21 protein-coding genes are annotated in these 20,174 nt (G+C 28.8%); 17 read left to right on the top strand and 4 right to left on the bottom strand.

The features are described 5' to 3' along the window. The first annotated feature begins 57 nt into the window (after window positions 1-57). The 17 genes from Ctaglu_RS17070 to Ctaglu_RS16990 all read left to right on the top strand — a co-directional run bounded on the left by Ctaglu_RS17070 (window position 58) and on the right by Ctaglu_RS16990 (window position 14,014). On the top strand, window positions 58-672 hold the full coding sequence (locus tag Ctaglu_RS17070; RefSeq protein ID WP_125003904.1) for a hypothetical protein: 615 nt from the start codon (window positions 58-60) through the stop codon (window positions 670-672). Between the two features lie 98 nt (window positions 673-770). Beyond that, on the top strand, window positions 771-1,454 hold the full coding sequence (locus Ctaglu_RS17065; protein ID WP_125003902.1) for a hypothetical protein: 684 nt from the start codon (window positions 771-773) through the stop codon (window positions 1,452-1,454). A gap of 25 nt (window positions 1,455-1,479) precedes the next feature. Next, window positions 1,480-2,697: a hypothetical protein gene (locus Ctaglu_RS17060; RefSeq protein ID WP_125003900.1), complete on the top strand. Its 1,218-nt coding sequence runs from the start codon at window positions 1,480-1,482 to the stop codon at window positions 2,695-2,697. Between the two features lie 33 nt (window positions 2,698-2,730). After that, window positions 2,731-3,447 carry an SPRY domain-containing protein gene (locus Ctaglu_RS17055; protein WP_125003898.1) on the top strand — a complete coding sequence of 239 codons (717 nt, stop codon included), beginning with the start codon at window positions 2,731-2,733 and terminating at the stop codon, window positions 3,445-3,447. Window positions 3,448-3,492: 45 nt separating this feature from the next. Next, the gene (locus tag Ctaglu_RS17050) at window positions 3,493-4,191 is read left to right on the top strand and encodes a hypothetical protein (protein ID WP_125003896.1); all 699 of its coding nucleotides are present in this window, start codon (window positions 3,493-3,495) and stop codon (window positions 4,189-4,191) included. Between the two features lie 11 nt (window positions 4,192-4,202). Continuing rightward, a complete protein-coding gene (locus tag Ctaglu_RS17045; RefSeq protein ID WP_125003894.1) occupies window positions 4,203-6,071 on the top strand; it encodes a hypothetical protein in 1,869 nt (622 codons plus the stop codon). Between the two features lie 27 nt (window positions 6,072-6,098). Continuing rightward, window positions 6,099-7,796 (top strand): DNRLRE domain-containing protein, encoded by a 1,698-nt coding sequence (locus tag Ctaglu_RS17040; RefSeq protein ID WP_125003892.1) that lies wholly within the window; start codon window positions 6,099-6,101, stop codon window positions 7,794-7,796. A 70-nt stretch (window positions 7,797-7,866) separates the two neighbouring features. Continuing rightward, window positions 7,867-8,574, top strand: a complete 708-nt coding sequence (locus Ctaglu_RS17035; RefSeq protein ID WP_125003890.1) for a hypothetical protein — start codon at window positions 7,867-7,869, stop codon at window positions 8,572-8,574. A gap of 2 nt (window positions 8,575-8,576) precedes the next feature. Continuing rightward, on the top strand, window positions 8,577-9,254 hold the full coding sequence (locus Ctaglu_RS17030) for a hypothetical protein (RefSeq protein ID WP_125003888.1): 678 nt from the start codon (window positions 8,577-8,579) through the stop codon (window positions 9,252-9,254). A 31-nt stretch (window positions 9,255-9,285) separates the two neighbouring features. Beyond that, complete coding sequence (locus Ctaglu_RS17025; protein ID WP_207669493.1) at window positions 9,286-10,194, top strand: hypothetical protein; 909 nt, start codon at window positions 9,286-9,288, stop codon at window positions 10,192-10,194. A gap of 57 nt (window positions 10,195-10,251) precedes the next feature. Beyond that, entirely contained in the window at window positions 10,252-10,497 is a 246-nt protein-coding gene (locus tag Ctaglu_RS17020) for a hypothetical protein (RefSeq protein WP_125003884.1), read from the top strand. 41 nt (window positions 10,498-10,538) lie between these two features. Further along, window positions 10,539-10,997: a hypothetical protein gene (locus Ctaglu_RS17015; RefSeq protein WP_125003882.1), complete on the top strand. Its 459-nt coding sequence runs from the start codon at window positions 10,539-10,541 to the stop codon at window positions 10,995-10,997. Between the two features lie 88 nt (window positions 10,998-11,085). Then, window positions 11,086-11,427, top strand: coding sequence for a hypothetical protein (locus Ctaglu_RS17010; protein ID WP_125003880.1), 342 nt, complete (start codon window positions 11,086-11,088; stop codon window positions 11,425-11,427). Between the two features lie 86 nt (window positions 11,428-11,513). After that, the gene (locus tag Ctaglu_RS17005) at window positions 11,514-12,329 is read left to right on the top strand and encodes an N-acetylmuramoyl-L-alanine amidase (protein WP_125003878.1); all 816 of its coding nucleotides are present in this window, start codon (window positions 11,514-11,516) and stop codon (window positions 12,327-12,329) included. A 14-nt stretch (window positions 12,330-12,343) separates the two neighbouring features. After that, window positions 12,344-12,529 carry a hypothetical protein gene (locus Ctaglu_RS17000; protein ID WP_125003876.1) on the top strand — a complete coding sequence of 62 codons (186 nt, stop codon included), beginning with the start codon at window positions 12,344-12,346 and terminating at the stop codon, window positions 12,527-12,529. 18 nt (window positions 12,530-12,547) lie between these two features. After that, a complete protein-coding gene (locus tag Ctaglu_RS16995) occupies window positions 12,548-12,919 on the top strand; it encodes a hypothetical protein (RefSeq protein ID WP_125003874.1) in 372 nt (123 codons plus the stop codon). A 279-nt stretch (window positions 12,920-13,198) separates the two neighbouring features. Next, window positions 13,199-14,014: a tyrosine-type recombinase/integrase gene (locus tag Ctaglu_RS16990; RefSeq protein ID WP_125003872.1), complete on the top strand. Its 816-nt coding sequence runs from the start codon at window positions 13,199-13,201 to the stop codon at window positions 14,012-14,014. A gap of 88 nt (window positions 14,015-14,102) precedes the next feature. On the opposite strand, the gene Ctaglu_RS16985 is transcribed toward Ctaglu_RS16990, so the two are convergent. From Ctaglu_RS16985 to Ctaglu_RS16970, 4 genes are all read right to left on the bottom strand, one after another. Then, window positions 14,103-14,828 (bottom strand): hypothetical protein, encoded by a 726-nt coding sequence (locus tag Ctaglu_RS16985; protein ID WP_125003870.1) that lies wholly within the window; start codon window positions 14,826-14,828, stop codon window positions 14,103-14,105. Window positions 14,829-14,948: 120 nt separating this feature from the next. Further along, window positions 14,949-15,788, bottom strand: a complete 840-nt coding sequence (thyX, locus tag Ctaglu_RS16980; protein WP_125003868.1) for an FAD-dependent thymidylate synthase — start codon at window positions 15,786-15,788, stop codon at window positions 14,949-14,951. A gap of 94 nt (window positions 15,789-15,882) precedes the next feature. Further along, window positions 15,883-18,120 (bottom strand): DNA gyrase subunit A, encoded by a 2,238-nt coding sequence (locus Ctaglu_RS16975; protein WP_125003866.1) that lies wholly within the window; start codon window positions 18,118-18,120, stop codon window positions 15,883-15,885. A gap of 12 nt (window positions 18,121-18,132) precedes the next feature. Then, a complete protein-coding gene (locus Ctaglu_RS16970) occupies window positions 18,133-20,139 on the bottom strand; it encodes a toprim domain-containing protein (RefSeq protein ID WP_125003864.1) in 2,007 nt (668 codons plus the stop codon). Window positions 20,140-20,174: the final 35 nt, after the last annotated feature.

Genomic DNA, 20,174 nt, shown 5'->3' with positions numbered 1-20,174 from the left:
CACTCTTTTAAAAGGGTGTGTTTTCACTTTCAATGAAAAATGGGAGGTATATCAACAATGTTCAATAAAATAAATGAAGTAAGACCATATAGTATGAATAATAATCAAGATTTTATGTGGATTTCAGAAAATCTTAATGCAGTAATAAAATCAGAGTTTGACCTAAATGATGAAGCAAACTCATTTTCAGATATTGACAAAAGAAGCTTAATGAATTTTGGATTAATTGGTTGTGGCCATAAAATGTTTTATGAAATACCAACAGGTAGGTTTAATATTAATGGAGATATAATTGACATTATATATAAAGCTGATGACAAGGAATATAATTTAACTAATCAATTTGTATTATATAATGATGTGATTCAGTTTAAGGAGTGTTGCTCTGATTTTAATATAATAGCAGACAGGGAGAGCCATAAAACACACACGATTGTAACATCATATAATTTTGGTTATAAAGTTAAACTGAACATAGATGAAAAAATATTTAGTTTTAAAGCCGTTTGCACAATTCCATATGATAAATCTGCTTACATTAATTTTAGATTAGTTTGTAATGAGGATATTGATGGTGTTCTTGTTATCAAGAAGAATGGATTTTGTATAGCCGAATTTCAAGCACCCTTAAAAGAAAATTACAGTGGTGAAGTTAATTGGATAATAAAATAATTATATAATGAAATGTTGATTTCATTCAATAAGTTAATTTGAAAACAAGAGTAAATAGAAGGAAACAGGAGTAAATAAGAGCATGAGGGAGGTAAATTATGGCTAAATTAGGAGAACAGTTATTAGTAGCAGAAAGTGGTTGGAAAAGACACGAAGCACAAGACGATTGGTTTAGTGATTTAACAAAATTTAGAAAACTAACAACTGATGTTTCATATCAAGCAATAGGATTTGACCAATATCAAAAATCAAAAGATGGTACTATTAAATTTAATTTTATAGGTGGTAAATTTAGGTATATTGGTTTAGTAAATCATACTTATCCAAACGCAAGTATAACTTTAATTAATATTGATGGTATTGAATATGATATAAAATATAGCGACTTTCCCACTGATGTAATGCAGTGTATATATATTGAAATTTTAAACTTAGAATATAAAGAACACTATGTAATATTATCTAATAAATCTTTAGATGGAGTTTTAGGGGTAAATATAGATGCAATAGATATAGAATCTACAGGAATATTGAAACCATATAGAGAAATACCGACTGGAATAATCATGTCCAATCCAAATTACGATATTTACAAAAATATATATGTAGATAAACAATTTGAAATTAATTATAAATTAATATCTCCACACATTAAAAAGAACACTACAGAAATGGATTCAGTAATAGATAAGACTTCTGAAACTCTAGGCAATGGGAAAATGTTCAGTCTGCCGATAGATTGTAGCAAGTGGACAAAAATAAGTAATATAGTAATAAAATGAAGAATTTATGTGAGGTGAAATGTAAATGGCAAAGGAATATACTGAAAATATTATACCTAATATGACAAGTAATAATACCCCCAGTGGAACAGTAAGTTCAAGCGGGTGTTTAAATAGTTCTTGGTATGATTTTAATGCATTTAATTATGCAACATTGACTAATGGATGGATAGGTAATATTGCAAATGGTAGTTGGATACAGTATCAATTCAATACTGGGAAAAAAATAAAAAAATATACTATTTCAAATGTAACTGGTGCAAATAATATCAGATATCCTAGAGGGTTTAGTCTCAAAGCATCAAACACAGGTTTATTCACAGGGGAAGAAGTGACCTTAGATACACAAATAAATCTAATATTTACAAATGGCGAGAAAAAAACATTTATATGTTCAACTATTCCGAAAATTTCGTATCTATATTATAGAATTACTGATATTGCTAGTTCTACATGGCAACCTGTAATCAGTATGATAGAAATGATGGAGGAGGTAAATAAAACTAAATTTTTATTAAAGGATGGGAATAAATGCAAAAGTGTTTCAGTTGACAAGTATACAGACGATTTAATACCTATTATGATAAGCAATACAAGTCCTAGTGGAATTGCTAGTGCTAGTGGGGAACATGTTGGAAAAATACCCTATCAAGCATGGAGAGCATTTGATGATAAGTCAATCAAAGGATTAAGTTCTTGGGGCATTAAAACTATAATTGGTTGGTTAGCATATGAGTTTCCAGTAGCACAAAGGATTAACAAATATACATTATTAGGGTATTCGCAATATGATTCTGAATGGAAATCACTAATGCCTAATTCTTGGACATTTGAAGGCAGTAATGATAGTTCAACTTGGGTTATACTAGATACCCAAAATAACATAAATGACTGGCAAGATAGTGTTAAAAAAACCTTTATGTTCAATAATGGTATTGCCTATAAAAAGTATAGAATTAATATAAATAAAAATAATGGTCATGCCTCATTCATAGAATTAGGTGGACTTGAAATGATGATGAATATTAGTTATAAAAGTAGTCTAAATTTATCTTATCCACCAACTGAAAATGACTTCCTAACAAATGGCATGGATGATATATCACCATTATACAATCAAGAAGTTAATCCTAAAACTAATGAATTACTCGATGGCGGAGAAGTTTTAGGAAGTGGAATTGTTCATAAGTATCATGTTAACAAAAGTGACATGGAGAATATAACAGGATTTACAATATCGTAATGAAAGATAGATTTTAATAAAGGAGGTTAGTTTATGAGCATAACTTATGATGGAAGTAGTTTGGTACAAAGCACATTATCGAGTGATAAACTTACATTAACTGCGACTGCATCATATGGGTGTGGTAAGTTGAACAAGTCTTATCTAACGGGAAAATATTATTTGGAATTTAAAATTTTACAAAACATCCAAAATGGAAATATAGGAATTATAGAAAATACAAAGACATATACGAGCGGAGGTGGATTGCAAAGTTCGGGGGATGGTTATTATTGTGTTGCAGACATAGGTGGATGGATTGCGAATGATATATGTAGTATGTGGCTAGATATTGACAAAAAAGAAATGAAAATCTATAAAAACAATGTATTAATAACAAGTTATTATGGCACATATGCTAAGAGCATAATAAATCCAATCCCTTCCATATCAATATGGGGTGGAGTTTCTTGTCAAACAATATTAAAACCTCCATTTAAATATACCATACCAGTGGGATATAAACCTTATGACTATGAGATTATAAAATATTTAGTTCAACAAAACAATGATATATATGCAATGAAATCAGAATTTCATGTTAATCTTGGACAACCTACTAATGACACTCAATTGCAAGAATGGTTTAAAATGTACGGGAGTGATGATTTAAGTTGTTTAATGACCGAGTATGATAAAAATACTGCTATTGTAAAAGATATGGGGGTCTTGGGTAGTGGTAAATTGTTTAGTTACGATATAAAAATTTAACTTTGAAAATGAATAAATAAAAATTTTATTAAGGAAGGTGATAATATGGCGGGAGTTTTAAAACCGAGTGGTGTTAAAGGAGAAGGAAGTTGGGTTGTCAATGCCTTTAGTGCAAGTGGTTATCCACAAAAAGATGGGTTATTTGATGGTAAGATTGGAGAATATAATGGTTCAAGTACATTTTATTGGAGTGATGCTAATTGCTATTTAGATATAACGTTTAATCAAAAAACAAATATATGGGCATTATCACACAATGATTACCCTCTACGAAATGCTAATTTTACAATACAAAAATGGAATGGGATAAGTTGGGTTAGTTTTTCAATAATTCAAAATACTAGGTCTGACGTTTCAAACATATGGACTAAAGTGATAAATGAAATGCCACAAGGGAGATATAGATTTTCTGGTTTCAGAATGGATGCAGAATGGTATTTAGAGTTACCTCCAATTAATAAATACTTGATACAGAATAAAAATAATTTATTTAAGGTTGAGGATGAAGAGGTTACGGATTTAGGTGTGGTAACTCCAACAGAAGATTTGTTTAAATCTCAAGGTATGGATGAAATTCCTTTTTTTACAGAGTTAATGATTACGCAACTCGGAAATTGTAAAGTTTTAAAATGGACAGATAATACCAATGATGAAAAAAGTTTGACTTTAGTTTATGGTTGCAAAAAATACATACCATTAGATAAAATACAAGACGAATTTGACATACTAGAATACATAGAATAGGAGGTGAACCAATGAGACAATTAACAATTTTAGGTACTGCAAAGTCAATTATACAAAAGGCAACTAATCCAGAAATATTGGTCTACACTGACGATGTTGATTTAACTCAAAAATCGGCAGATATTACAGGTGATAAAAAAATAAAGTATAAACATAAAGTGGAGATTGACGGAAAAGTTGTTAAGGAATATGGAGATTTTGGTTATGGAGATACTATGGGAAGTGTTTCTCTTGAAGATTTAATCAGTCCTGTGAAAAGTGGGGAAAAGAAAAGCATTGCTACAATAACTGCCTTACAGGATGACGGTATTGTTGTAACTGAAAGTTCGAATATCAATATATATAGTCAAAGAAACTATTCATTACAATTTGATGGAACTGCAAATCAATATGTTTCAATTACAGTACCTACGGGATTTACACTTGCGGATAAAACTGTTCAAGTTCTTGTAAAACCGAATGGGGGTTCTTGGAGTATGAGAACCGATAGTGGAGTATTTGTTATACTATCTGGAACTGAATTATGTATAGGTAAATCTCAAAATTGTATAATTGATGAAGTTAGAATTTGGTTAACTGCTAGTGTAAAACCATATTTAGCGAAACCGTTAAAAGGAAATAATACGGGATTAATTGCATATTATAGGTTCAATGAGTTTGATGGAACTAATGTATATGATAATAGTAATAATGGCTATCATGGAGTAATTAATGGTTCTGCTAAATTTATTAATGATAGATATTTAGAGCAAAATGTTATTGATGCGATAATTACAAACGATATTAATAATGTAACAACAGTATTGCCAAAAAACTCCATTCATAATTACAAAGTTAATATTGAAAGACCTCAAATGCCATCGGCTATAATATTAGAAACTAATAAAACTGAAAAGGTATTTGGAGTTGGAAAATTAATAGAATATGATATATCTAAAGAAGATTGGGAAAAAATTAATGGAGTGGGAATTATAGAATCCCGTGATGGACAATTTGTTTCACAGATTGTAGGAAATAAAAAGAGTCTATATGATTATGATGTTAAAATTTCAGAAATTGGTTATTCATTAAAGAATTCAGTCAGCGTGTCTTATGATACAATCAATGAAAATATATCTGTAGATACAAATAATTTCAAGCAAGCAGTTTCAAGCTATACTAATAAAATAACAGTTTATGAAGAAGGTGGATTTGAAACAAGTAAAGAAAATAAATTTTTATTATACAATAGAGAGCCAACTCTTATATTGGGTTTAGTTGATGCAATGAATTTATTTTTACAAGTTGGGGATGCTGATGGAGATAAGGTGAAATTTAGAATAGAATTAAATGGTAAGAAGTTTTATCCGTCAACATCTGATTATACTGAATTACAAACAACACCTGTTATATTTACTAAACTGCTAGGAAGTAAAGAAGTTTTGGTTGGGGCAACTAATATAATGAAAGTATATACTAAAGACGAATATGAAGTTGAAAGTTCCCACATAATCAATTTTACAGGTGAGTATTGTGGATTGATGTTTACTGATGAAACTGGAAGTTATTATTCTAGTGATTTAGGAGATATAATAAAAAGACTAGATTTTGGCATAATTACGGCAGGCCAAACATCTAAAATTGCAAAAGTATATTTAAAAAATACAACTGGATATAGTGTTTCAAATATCAAAATAAGCCTAGATGTAAGTACAATCCCAAAGAATAATATTGTCAAGATTAGCTCACAACCAGAACCGTTTGATAGTGTTGATAGTATATCATATCCCAATACACTAGGAAATGGTGAACAAGTGCCTTTTTTTGTAAGGGTTAAAACACAAGTTCTAGGTGGTAATGATGGAACGTTTGTAATAAATGCAACGGGGATACCTGTATAGTAGTTCCAATGGAATTGAGGTGATTTAATGAGTTTAAATAATAAAATGGAAAGTGCCTTTAAATTAATATGGAATGGAGAGAATAATTTTCCATCTCAAGTGAAAATAGCAAGGCATGAAAATAGTGGGATGGCATGTAGTGTAAAAATAATTCCTTCAAGCAAAATGGAAGGTGAAATTGTATTAAGACAACCGCCTGTAACAATAAAGGAATATATACCTGTTAAAGATGCCTATGTAAATGAAGGAGTTCCAAAATTAAACTATGGTAAGTCAAATATCCTTAAAATAGGAATTGATGAAAATGGTAAAAGAAACAGAGCATTTATGGACTTTAATATTTCTGATTTGCCACGGAATATGTATATTGCAGAAGCAACATTAGAAATTATTTCTTATGATAGTTGTGATTTTGAATATTTGGAAATATCAAGTGCTACTAAAGAATATGAAGAATATGGATTAACGTGGGATAATCAAGTTACTAGGGATAAAGTTATTTCTATCGAAGTATTAGATAAAAATACAAAAAAATACGTCTTCAATGTGACAGAGGTTGTTTCAAATGATTGGTATGGAAAAGACTTTAATAATCATGGATTTATATTAAAAGGATATGACGAAACTAAGAAACAGATGAAAGAGTTTTCATCAAGAGAAAGTTATAATCCACCAAAATTAATTATAAAATATATGGATTTGGCAACATCTGAATTTGGAGGCTCTAAACTTACTGGTAATGTTCAAATTAGAACAAAATGGAATAATGGAATAGCAGGTAATGTAACAGTCCATAGATATGATAGTTTTCATCTTTTACCTTCAAAAGTACATATTTTAAATAGGGAAATGTGTGAATGTCAAGTGTTTATTATAAAAAGAAGTGTCAAGGGTAAAGTTATTGTTAGGCAAAAGAATAACTTATTTGGTAATGTTCAGATACGAATGGAAGGTGTTCCTATTCATCTCAATGGAAATGTTATTATCAATCAGAATCATATCCTATGTAATGCACTTGTAAAACAAATATTTGAATTTCCATCAAAAGTACATGTTTCAAATCGTATTTTTAAAGGTATAATATCAAATATAGTTATAAATGGGATAACGAAAGGTAATGTACAAGTCAAAGTGCCACAAGGATTAGCATGTCAAGTACAAGTAAAATATGGGGCTAAAAGTGAACTAGTAAGTAGTGTTTTAATTAGTTCTAATGTATTAAAAGGTACTGTACAAATCAAGAGTAAGAGCTTGAATTCTATAGCAGGGCATTTAATAGTAAAATATAAAAATGACTTTATAGGTCATGTTACGATATCAAGGGAATATATTGTGGGTAAAGTAGAAGTCATTAACCATAGCACCTTAGCTTCTAGCCTTAATATAAAAGGACTTAGTAAAATCACGGGTGACGTTAAAGTTAAATTAACTCGTTATAAGAGTGTAGTTAGTTCCGTAATACCCAAGGCACAAATAACTATAAATGCTTCGGTTCAAGTTAATTCTCAGTTTATGCGTTCAAGTGTAAATGTTAAAACCCATAAAGCTATTCTTGGTAGAGCAATATTAAAAACTTATGATAGCATTAATTCAAGTGTAGAAGTTATTAATTATAAGAATATTAAAAGTATTGTTTCAATAAGAAATAGTGGATTTTATGATATAGTTTGTTCTATTCAGATAAAGTCAAAAGGTGGAAAGAAAAGTTATGCATTTATAATGTAGGAATGTGAGAAATCACGTTCCTTTTTTATGCAAAAATAAAAGACAAATTTCATTAAAGGAGGTATGTTAAATGGAGAAAATGATGTTGCAAGGAGGAGTTTTGAGTAATGGCAATTTAGTATACGTGGTAGGCGATACTAGATTTACTGCGAGTGGTATTTATTCAGCAAATACTAATCCTAGTAAGATGTTTGACGGAATATACACTAGCGGAAATCACGTAAATGATGCTTTAGTTTCATCATTATATAGTGGTTTAGATTTAAATATAGAATTTGCTATGCCTAAATATGTTAATCAAATTAGGTTTATTCGTAATGCTGATGTTACAACTCAAACTTATACTTTATCTAAGTACAAAAATGGGGTATGGACAGTAGTTAAATCCGAGAGTGCGGTTGCTATAGGTATATGGAGTGAAATAACAATAAATGACAATGTAGAGAAAATTAAGATTAACTGTGTAGCATCAAATCAAGGAGGTGGTGGAGCGGGCATTATATCTGAATTGGAAATATATACAACGGAAGAAAAGTATCTTGTTAAAAATGGCACAGATGTATATACAGTAACACCTAATTTCTACAAGGTAGCACAAGAACCAGTGACAAAAGAAATGTTTGATAAATACGGAAGTTATGATTTGCTAAATATGACCAAGACGTTAAATGAAAGTGCGATTTTAATGAATAAGGTTGGGACTTTGGGAGTTGGTAATGAATTTGAATGTAGTTTAATTAGTAACATATTAAGTATTAAAAATGTGGAGGTAATATAAAAATGGCGGGATTATTAAAACCGATAGGAGTAAGTAAGGAAGGAGTTTTCGTTGTTAATGATTGCCATTGTTACTTCGGAAGTGACAGAAAACTACAAAAAAATGGATTATTTGACGGTATAGTTGGAGCGTATGATACTGCAAATGCTTTCTATTGGTATGAAGCAAGTGATTTTTTAAATATAACTATTAATCAAAAATCCAATATATGGGTATTTAGCGGTATCAGTGGTACTACAAGCAACGGTGATTTAGATATAAAAAAATGGGATGGAACTGTTTGGAATAACTTTTCAATTCCGCAAGTTAGAAGAAGTACAAATGCTAATGAATGGACAAAAACTATCAGTGATTTACCAGAAGGGATGTATAGATTTTCGTATGGTGGCGGATATAGAATAGATATTGAATGGTATATAGAAGCAGTCCCAATTAAAAGATACCTAATCCAAAATGAAACTAATGATTTATTTACCGTCAATGGTGGATTAGTTAATCTAGGAGCAAAAATTACAACAGAAGACCTTTATATAACCAAAGGATTCAGTGATGTAACATTGCTAAATGGAACAACATTTAATCAAACAAAAACAATGAAGGATGAAGGTGTTATCGGAACGGGGAAAATGTTTAGTGTTGATATAGATACTAGCATGATTAAAAATATTAATATAACATAAAATGGAAATTTTATTAAAGGAAGGTGAAAATATGGCAAATGGAGATTTAATTAAATTAGGTACATTATATGTAAATGGAATTAAACAACCGAATCCTATGAATGGGGGAGATATACCTAAATATACAAGTGGCAACATAGAGATAAAAGATACTGATGTTGATGATGCTTATAAAATAAAATGGATAGAAGTTATACTTGATGATAAAAAATTTTTAGTTGCAGATAGAAATATTTTAGCAAGCGTAAGTTGGGATATTTTAAATGGACAAGGATTAATTACAGGGAAAGATATTACCATTGATGGGAAACAATGTAAACTAAGACTACTTACGGGTGGAAGTTTTGATAGGGATAAGAATAATAATGAATGGGATAAGATAATTACAGACGATAATAATAAATGGCATTGGGTAGACAGTCTCAGTTGGGTTCAAAATCTATATCGTGAGACTGTCTACCGTGTTGTTCGTGGTGGCTCTTCGGCTAGGTCTTCTGGTTACACTGGCAGTAACGATAGCCAAGGTTGGCGACCAGTCTTTGAAGTTCTACCACAAACTAAGTATTTAGTACAGAATAAAAATAATAATTTATTCAAGATTATAAATGATGTAGTAATTGATTTAGGTATAATTTCTCCAATTGAAAATGTATTTATAAAACAAGGTATGAACATTATGCCTTTGTTGACAGAAGCGATTATTACACAAATTGGAAATTGTAAGGTGTTGAAATGGACAGATAGTGGCATAGTTAATCATACGTTAAATATCCAAGTTGAATACAAAGACAAGCTATTTAAGTGTATAGAGGGGTATAAATTGAAGATGTGGACTGATGATGTAAGTATATCAACTGCTAAGTTAAACTACAGCACAGAGCCTTATAGACCCATAGATAAGTTAGACGAAAAATTCAAAGTTCTTATGTACAAAGAGTAATGAAATAACAATTTCATTATACCCATGTTTAAATAAGATAGAAAAGGTGGTGATAAAATGAAAGCTATAGTCACATATTCTGATTTTCTTACTGTCGATAATAAACAGATTTTATCAAAGATATCAAGTGATTTAAGTGCAGATATACAACTAGATTTATCAATTGTTCAAAAAGACAATGGAAAAGTATGTGAAATTAAAATGATTGACAAACTCGGTGTTCAAGAATTATCAGAAATTATCAACAAACATGATGTTAAAGAAATGATTTACCTATTAAAAGATATTTACGGTCAATTATAGTCAATTATAAAAAATAATACAAATTAGAGGAGGAAATTATTATGAATTTAACAATTACAAGAGGTATTGAAAATAACAAATTTACAACATTGGTGGCGTTCAAAGAATTCGGGGGTATTGGAATGACCTCAGAGGATGAAATGGCTTTACTTCAAAATTATCCAATTATTTTAACCTATGGTGAGATTACATTTTCAGATAAATTCAAGGTTGTTAGTGGTAATGTAGTGCAAGATTCAACAGGTGATACAGTTACTCTTATTTTAAGCGAAAGGAAAACACCATTGACACAGGTATTCCAAGTTAGGTATGAAGTGAGTACTGGTCAAATATTAGATGCAGAATTGGGTACTTCATTGATTTCTAAAGAACTAGTTGCTCAAGCAAAATGTATTTTATTTGAAAATAAAGTAAAAGAAAGAATAACAAGCTTACTTACTATTGCTAAAACTAAAAATAATTCATTTGAGATTAATTCACCTATAGATGTAGTTATCTAAAGTTTCCATCTATAAATTAATAAAAGCATAGGTGAATAACCTGTGCTTTTTAAGGTTAAGCATATAAAAGAAAATGGGAGGTGATGAAATGGATATAGAAAGTTTAATTTCAACATTAGGATTTCCAATTTCATGTGTTGTTGCTCTTGGATATTATATAAATAATTTCTCTAAAATAGCAAGAGAAGACGGTAATTTAAGAGAAAAATCATTAATGGAAGCAGGCAATACAAGAGAAAAAATACTAATGGAAGTGAATAAAGAATTTGCAGTTGCTTTGAATAAAGCTTCTGATGCCATAACAGAAAATGGTAAGATGCAACTTGCACTATTTGAAAGAATGCATATGGTTGAAGGTAAGATTGATAATTTAGATGTTAAGGTAGATGTTATTATTCAGTCAAATATGGAACATAGTGTTAATAAATAATTATATAATGATTAATGGGGGATTGATGAAAATATCAGTCTCTTATATTTTAAATTGAAATATACAAAACATGAGGAGGAAATTAAATGATATATGAAATAAATGCAGGACACTGTTTACAAGGGAATGATTCTGGAGCTGAGGGATGTGGATTTCATGAGCAAGATTTGACGAGATTGGTTGGAAATTTAGTAATATCAAAATTAATAGCACAAGGTCATACTGTAATCAATTGTACAGTTGATTCAGCTTCAAGTGTTAGGTTGTCTTTAAATACTATTTGTGCTAAAGCAAATGCAGTAAAAGCAGATGTGTTTGTAAGTATCCATTTAAATGCAAGTGATGGGTTAGGACATGGTACAGAAGTTTTTACATATGGTGGAAAAGAAATAAAACAAGCAAGAGATATTCTAAATAATATTGTATCTATGGGATATACAAATAGAGGTATTAAAGATGGTAGCCATCTTGCGGTAGTAAGAGGTACTAGTTGTACAGGATTTTTAGTAGAATTATGTTTTATAGATAATGTTGCTGATATGAGATTATTTAATGCAGAGAAAATGGCCAATGCCATAGTTTTAGGTTTAACAGGTCAAGCTTCTAGTTCTATTCCGAATAAAAAAAGTTCAAGATATTGCAAGGCTTGGCAGTATTTTTATAATGAAAAAACAAAAACATCAGCACCTATATCTACAGATGGATTCTATGGAAAAAAGACACAAGAAAGTTTAGATTTTCTTTTAGGTTATATTAAACAAGGAAAAAAATATAGCTACTGTTTAGAATTTCAAAAATTTTACAATTTCATCACACAAACTTCGGCTAAAGTTGCAGAGGATGGTTACTGGGGAGCAAAGACCGAACAAGCATATCAAACAATGAATAATTTAGTTAAGTAACTAAGGAGTATGAAATGAATAAATTAAAAGATTTACTAGAAGTTAAGAAATTGATTGCAATATTATTTGCAGTTGTTTTTTCAATCTTGAGCTTGCGTGGAAAAGTAACCTCGGAGCAATTTATAATTGTTTTTACAACTATACTTAGTTTCTATTATGGACAATCTTCTGCTAGGGGTGCAATTAAAGAAAATAAATAAAATAGGGAGTGATAAACCATGAATGAAATGTTAATTACCATATTGGTTTTAATAATATGTTTAGGAATAGGTGCAGGATTCAAATATCTTAAAACAAATAATATGATTAAGAAACAAGACATTGATTATGTAATTTCAGCATTTGGCTTAACTTCACAAATTGCAATACAAATGAATTTATTTAATGAAAAAAATATAGTTAAGATATCAGACATTATTATAAAAAGTTTGACTTATTGTAAAGCTAATTTTGATGGAGTTAATATATATGATAATACCAAATTATATGTTTATGATATGTGTAAGGCTTCGGGTATGAAACTTAATGACTCACAAGTTAGTATGATTAACCAATTAATTCTAATTGCCTTGAATAAAGACATAATATAGGAGCAATATATGATAAAATATGAAAATGCTTTGTATTGAAATTTAGAAATCGAACGCAAATCAAATGATGATATATTAGAGTTACAAAAAACTTTATTTGATTTATTTTGTAGAAATCGAAAGTAGAGTAAAATAGTATGAATAGAGTGGAGATTTATTCTCTGCTCTATTTTTTTTGCAAACTATCTATCATATAAATTAATCTCATAATAATTCTTATGAGGCCAATATTGTAAAAACAGTATAAATGCATTATAATATACTTGAGGTGTTAATTTTATGATGAATAGTAATGGGAAATTTGAAGAATACCTACTAAAAAGTAGGAAAGATTTAAAAACAGTAAATGCATATGGTACAGATGTTAGATTATTTCTTGAATATATAAAAATACCCTTAGAAGTTATTGACTATATACATATTGAAAAATATAAATCTTATTTATTTAATAATGGGTATAAAATATCATCTATTAATAGAAAGATGGTAGCTCTGAATGTTTTTATGAAATATAATGGTAAGAATATAGAAATAAATCAAGAAAAATTTCAGTTGCAAAGTTTTCAAGATAATGTAATTGAAAGTGAAGAATTATTTAAAATCATTGAACAGGCAAAAATTAGAAATGACTATAGAGCAAAAGCATTACTCTATACTATGTATTATACAGGTATGAGAATAAGTGAAACACTTCAATTAACCGTTTTTAATATAGAACAAGATACAATTTTGATAAAAGGTAAAGGTAGAAAATATAGAAATGTTTTCATACCTAACAAATTAAAAGCTATTTGGAAAGAATATATGAATTTTAGAATTAATAAAGGGGATAAATTATTCACTGGTGAAAGGGGTTCTATAACAAGAGAAACATCCAATAAAATTTTTAAGAAATATGCTAGATTGTCGGGTATAGATGTAAAAAAAGCACATAATCATAATCTAAGGCATTTATATTGTAGGAAAATGATTAGTATGAATGTAGATATATCCACTTTGGCTGATTTAGTAGGGCATTCAGATATTAATATTACAAGAAAATATTTAATAAAATCAAAGAAAGAATTATTAGATATTATTAATTCACTTGATTAATTAATCAAGAAACAATTTAAAAAATAGGAAAGTAGTTTGTAAATAACTTTAATTAGTTATATAAATTACTTTCCTATTTTTTTCGTTTTTATTTTATCTGAATAACATTAAAAATTTTATTAGGCAAAACTATTACTTCATGTTCACTCTTATCCTCAATGTGAGCAAGTATATCCTTAACATATACTTTTGCTTTATAAACTTTCCCATTATCACTAAATCTATTAGCAAACCATTCTGCAACCTTAATATCTGTAGTCCATGAATAAGATTTTTTATATGGAGTGGATTTTTCACCTTCTCCTCTATATATTATAATAACATCCGTAGATGTACAATTTTGTGACTTTTTATTATATTTAAAAACCTTCTCAATAAACTTTTTTGATAAAGAATTAAATCCGTATTCACTTGATGTATATATACTTTCAAATATTTCATATTTTTGATTATCGGGAATGTCATCAAATAGTTTTTTATACATCATAAATCTAAATGGTTTATCTATTAAGCAGAATAAAGATTTATAATTATTAGTTGCTATGCATTCATTATGTCTATTTGTTCTTAGGACTATTTGTTCTTTTACTCGAAAATCTTTAAAAAAACTAGTACTCATTTCATATATTTCAACTAACACAGTTTCTTTTGCATAACAATAAGGATACAATTTACCCTCCACCTTGTAAAAATCAGCTATATTCAATCCAAAACTAATTATTATATCTTCAAATACTTTATTATTTAAATTTATTAAAGGGATTGAATTTTTCATGTTGGACTGTTCCATGATGATAATATCATTAATATTCATATTAAATTATCCTCCAAATATAGAACGAAAAGGAAGCTTTCACTTCCTATACATTCTACTTATATTATATATCTATATATCAATAGAGTCAATAACAATTGCTCAATCATATATACTACTTTACTTTCTATTTTTAAGTTCTTCTAATGTAGGATATAAACCACATCCCATTTTCCCTTCGGGACAGTAGCCTAACATGATACAATGTGCTCCCATTTTCTTGAATATTAAAGGGGATACTGTTCTACACTGTCTAAGCATTTCATTTGATAAATCTCTTATTTCGTCTTGGGCACGGGAGCAAGAGCGATGTTGGAAGAAGTTAATTAAACTACGAATATTCATGGTAATTATTATTTTAGTTTCACACGCATTAGGAAATATATAACGGGCATTCTCTATAGCTTTTTTTTCTAATTGAGAGTATTCTTTTTTATGCGATTTTTGAAAATCTTCTTCTCCATTTAGTTGATTGCTTGGGAGATATCCATTTTCTAAATATGAGTTATTTTTAATATGGTAATCATCTATATATCTCATTAATAATATATGAACTAGTTCATCATAAGTTTGTTGACTTTGTTCCATTGATTTGATAAATATTTCTCTAGCATCTTTATTATTTTCAATATCTTTTGGTATTATATATTGGAATTGTGCTAACTTTACGTATCTTTGAGATTGCTGAGAATATGAAGCTATTCTATGCCTAACTAATTGATGGGTGAGAGTCCTAGATATTCCTTCTACTGCAAATGTGAAAGAACAGTGTTCTAGTATACTTTCATGACCAATACCCATAATCATATTGATAAATTTTTCTATATTTGCCTCTGTTAACTTCTCTTCTAATTCATTTATTGTTGAGTGACTATAGCATAATTTTCCTGCCGTTGCAATAACCTTCTCAATATTTGGAGTGTGTGCTATTAATGTAACTTTTAGTTTTGCCTGTGTCATTTTATCATTTCTCCTCTTAATATCTGATTTAATTATTTTGTTTACCTGTACTATATTTATAGTATAGCACAGGTGTTTAATATTGTAAAGCATTTTATAATTGGCTTTCATTCAATATAAATTTAATTACTTTGTCATTATTTGTTCTAGTATTAATAAGAAATGAACCGCTATTATTAGGTCTGCCATGAATGTACTCATATAAATTTCTTTGTTCATTTACTTTATTTGTAGGAGCATTATCATCCAATCTAAATTCCTTAGATTTACCTTTTTCAGTTTCTAGTATAATATTAGCTTTGGGATGTGGATTAATAATTGTTCCTATTACTTTGTTGCCTTCTAATTCACCTAGTGATACGGCCATATTTCCTTTAGCATTTCTAGAACCCTTACTACTTATACGGCTAGAAGATACAATTAATGCTTTACCTTCTTCTGTTACAAATAATATGTCTACATCAACATCAATATACTTAATATCAAGTAATTTACTTTCCTCTGCATAAGAATTTTTCAATTTCACATAATTAGCCATGAAGGATTTAATGTTTATTTTAGCAACTTTACCATTTTCAAATACTGACATTATATAGCCTTGAGAACTTTCATCCACAGATATAATTCTAATAATTTCTTCACCTTTTTCTAATTCAATTAGATTAGGAATAAATTCACCTAAAGCTTTTGATGGATTATTACAAGTGTCCAAACTAGCACAAGGTATTTTATATCTATTTGCTTTATTTGTAAAGAGTAGTAATACTGATTTATTTGAGGAATTTAATTCTGAAACCTGTGAATCATCATCTTTCATGTAACTAGTTTCTATTGTTTTTAAAGTTTTCTTAATATATCCATGTTTTGTATAAGTTATTTTGCAACTATAATCGGGAATTAAATCTTCCTTAGTTATTTCTACAATGCTATCTGCTTCAATAATTTTAGTTCTTCTTGGTTGTTTGAATTTTTTAATTACATCTTGTAAATCTTCAATTATAAGTTTATCAATTTCAGCAGGACTATCAACAACTAGTTTTAAATCATTTAATTTTATTTCAACTCCATCAATTTCTGCTATTTGTTTTATAACATATTTTTCATTTATATTTCCTAATTTAATATTAGTTATGCTATCTGCTTGAATAGAATCTATACTAAAGGCATCAATTAATTCATTTATTATATTATCTGAATGTCTAATAATAGCTACTGCTTTATCAATATCAACTAATACTTTTTTTAAACCATGTAGAAAATGTAATTCTTTTTCTAGTTTAGTTATATCAAAATTCAAACCATTAACCATACATTCTCGTCTAAATATTGTCCATTCTTTTATAACACTATGCACACCTAGAACAACTGGCCTACCGTCTAATAACATATTCATATTTGAACTAAAATTAGATTCTAAGGGAGTCATTGCAAAAAGTTTATTCATTAGTTTCTTCATGTCAGTACCTTTTTTACAATCAATTCCAATACTAAGTCCTTGAATACCTGTTTGGTTAAGCACATTTGTTACTTCCTTTAAATCACCTTTTTTAACTTTATCAATTATTCTATCAATTATAGCTTCTATATTTATTTTTACTCCATAAGGAATTTCAGTTATTGTAATTGAATTCCCTTCTATTTTATATTTGGCTCTTAATGTTATATCTCCAAGTCCTTCAAAATTAACACGTTCAATCTCCTTCATATCTTTAACTATATAACCGCCAGTGGCAAAATCGGGTATTAACATAGGAATTTTTTCACCTTTTAGATAAGCTATATTAGCATTACATACTTCTTCTAAGTTAAATGACGGGGAATTATTAGCCATACCAACCGCTATACCATTACTGGCCATACATAAGATTATAGGGAATCGAGTAGGAAGATGTTTAGGCATTTTACTTGAATTATCATAGTTACCTATCATTTTTACCATATTCTTAGATATACCCTGCATACAATCTATACCTAATTTGGACATCCGACACTCTGTATATCTTGATGCTCCATATTTCATTTTTTTAGAACAGCTACTACCCCAGTTCCCTTGTCCTTCTAAAAGATTATATTTATGCCTATCTTTTTGAACTAAATAAACCATAGTAGGGTAACAATCACCATGAGGTGAATATTCCATTACTCTACCACTTGTAGTTGCTGACTTTAAGAAATCAAATGTTTTATTCTCAAACATAGTCCATAATATTTTTTCATGTATGGGCTTCATACCACTGAATAAATTGGGTAATGCTCTATGTTTAATTACATACTGTGCAAAATCAATTGAGTTTTGTTGAACTATTTCGTCTACGTCTCTATCTATATACATGCAATTCCTCCATTATTCTTCATCATTAATATATTCATGTAAATGTTCCATTATAAATTCTCTACGTCTTGTTACATCATCATCCATCCATATTTCAAAGTTCTCAATCATTTTTTCAACACTACCAATCGTAACTTTTGTCATAACTCTTGTTTCGGGATTTAATGCAGTATTATACATATCTATTGCATCAAGTTCTCCTAATCCTTTTAAGTAGTTACTTGTAACTTTACCATTTTTAGGTTGTAAATTTAATTCAGCTACCTTTTCATCTCTTTCTAAATCTGTAAAGGCATAATATTTATCATCCTTTTGTTTAATTATGTATTTTGGAGTCTGAGCAATATATACTTTACCTTCAACAATTAATTCTCTCATTAATCTATATATCATAGTCAATAATAATACTTGGATATTCTGACCATCAAAATCGGCATCTGTGGCTATTACAATTCTACCGTAACGCAAGTTTTTTATATTAAAATTTCCTAATTCCTTATTAAATTTAGATTTAACATCTACACCACAACCTAATATCCTAATTAAATTCATTATTACTAAATTTGCAAATATTTTTTCATAATTAGCTTTTAAACAATTCAATACCTTACCTGTTATTGCGAACCCTGCTTGTCTTAAATAATCTCTTGCTAATATAATACTACCTAATGCAGAAGTTCCCTCAGCAATGTATATTTCACTTTCCTCGTCATGTATTTTACAATCATCTAAACCATCTACTCCACCATTCATATTATCTACCTTTTCAGATAATTTTTTCTTTGTAGCTTCAATAGTTTTAGTAGATTGTTCATATGCTCTCTTACAAATAAGTATCTGTTTAACCATTCTAACAAAGTCATCTTTTTTCTCTATTGCATGGATTTCTAACATTTCTTGTATGTATTTTTTAGCTACTTCTTTATACAATTCTTTCTCTGTACTGAATTTTGTTTGACCTTTAAATTCAACATTATTACTCTCTACATTACAACAAAAGGTAATAGCTCCTTCTACATCTGTGTTGGATATTGGTTTTTCTTTCTTCTCATATAAATTATTATCTTTAGCATATTTATTTATAAATGTTTTTATTCCAAGTATTACACCATCATGAATACTGCTTCTCTCAATAAGATTATTTCCGTTTAACATAGATTCTTGGAGAAGAGTTTCTTCATTAGAACATGACATAACAACCTCTATTTGAGTTTTTTCAAGGAAGTCTTCTGCTCGTTCCCTTGTTTCTAGTGGCCTTGGATTTTCAAATGCAGGATTATCATGAAATTCTTCACCTTTAATTAGTTCTTCATACATCTTACTAGGACACACAATTGGAGCTATTAGATGGTCTAAAGTATGTTTTAAAAAATAATCCTCTAAACTATCATAATGGAATATTTCTTCATTATCTATATATGTAAATGTAAAGGTTATTTTTGGTGAAACCTTTGACGTTCTATCTATTATGAATTTTATTGCTTCATATGTGTATGTAACATTGGTGTACATTGCTGAATCTAATTGGAAGACTAGTTTAGTACCATGTTTATCTGTATCTTTTACAAATGTTAATGGAGTTTTCATTATTCCACCATCTGCATAATCTATGTAATACTCTTTGCCTAAATTACATGAAGTTGCTTCAAATAATGTTGAAGTCATATTTAATACTGCCATACCAAGACCATTAGTTCCCGAATTAACTTTATCACCTTTTTCATATTTTCCACCTGCAAATAATGTAGTAAATAATAATTCATAATAAGGTGTATTATTATCATCAATATCTGCCAATGGTAATCCTCTTCCTGTATCTTCTAATGTTATGGTTTTTAAATCTTCATCTAAAGTTATGTAAATGTGACCCTCTTCAAAATTATTTAATATTTCATCTACCATATTATTTAATATTTCTTTAACTCCATGTTGAAAATTATCTCTACTTCCAAAGAATACTGGTAGCTTATCCCTCGCTTGTTCTCGATGGTTTAAGGCTCTAACTTTATCATTTTGCATTGTACCAATCCTTTCTTGTTATATATTCATTTTAT

Origin of the sequence: Clostridium tagluense (assembly GCF_003865095.1) — a bacterium.
Classification (GTDB): Bacteria; Bacillota; Clostridia; order Clostridiales; family Clostridiaceae; genus Clostridium_AD; species Clostridium_AD tagluense.
The sequence above is the reverse complement of the archived record's forward strand: the minus strand, read 5'-3'. Positions and strand labels throughout refer to the sequence as shown.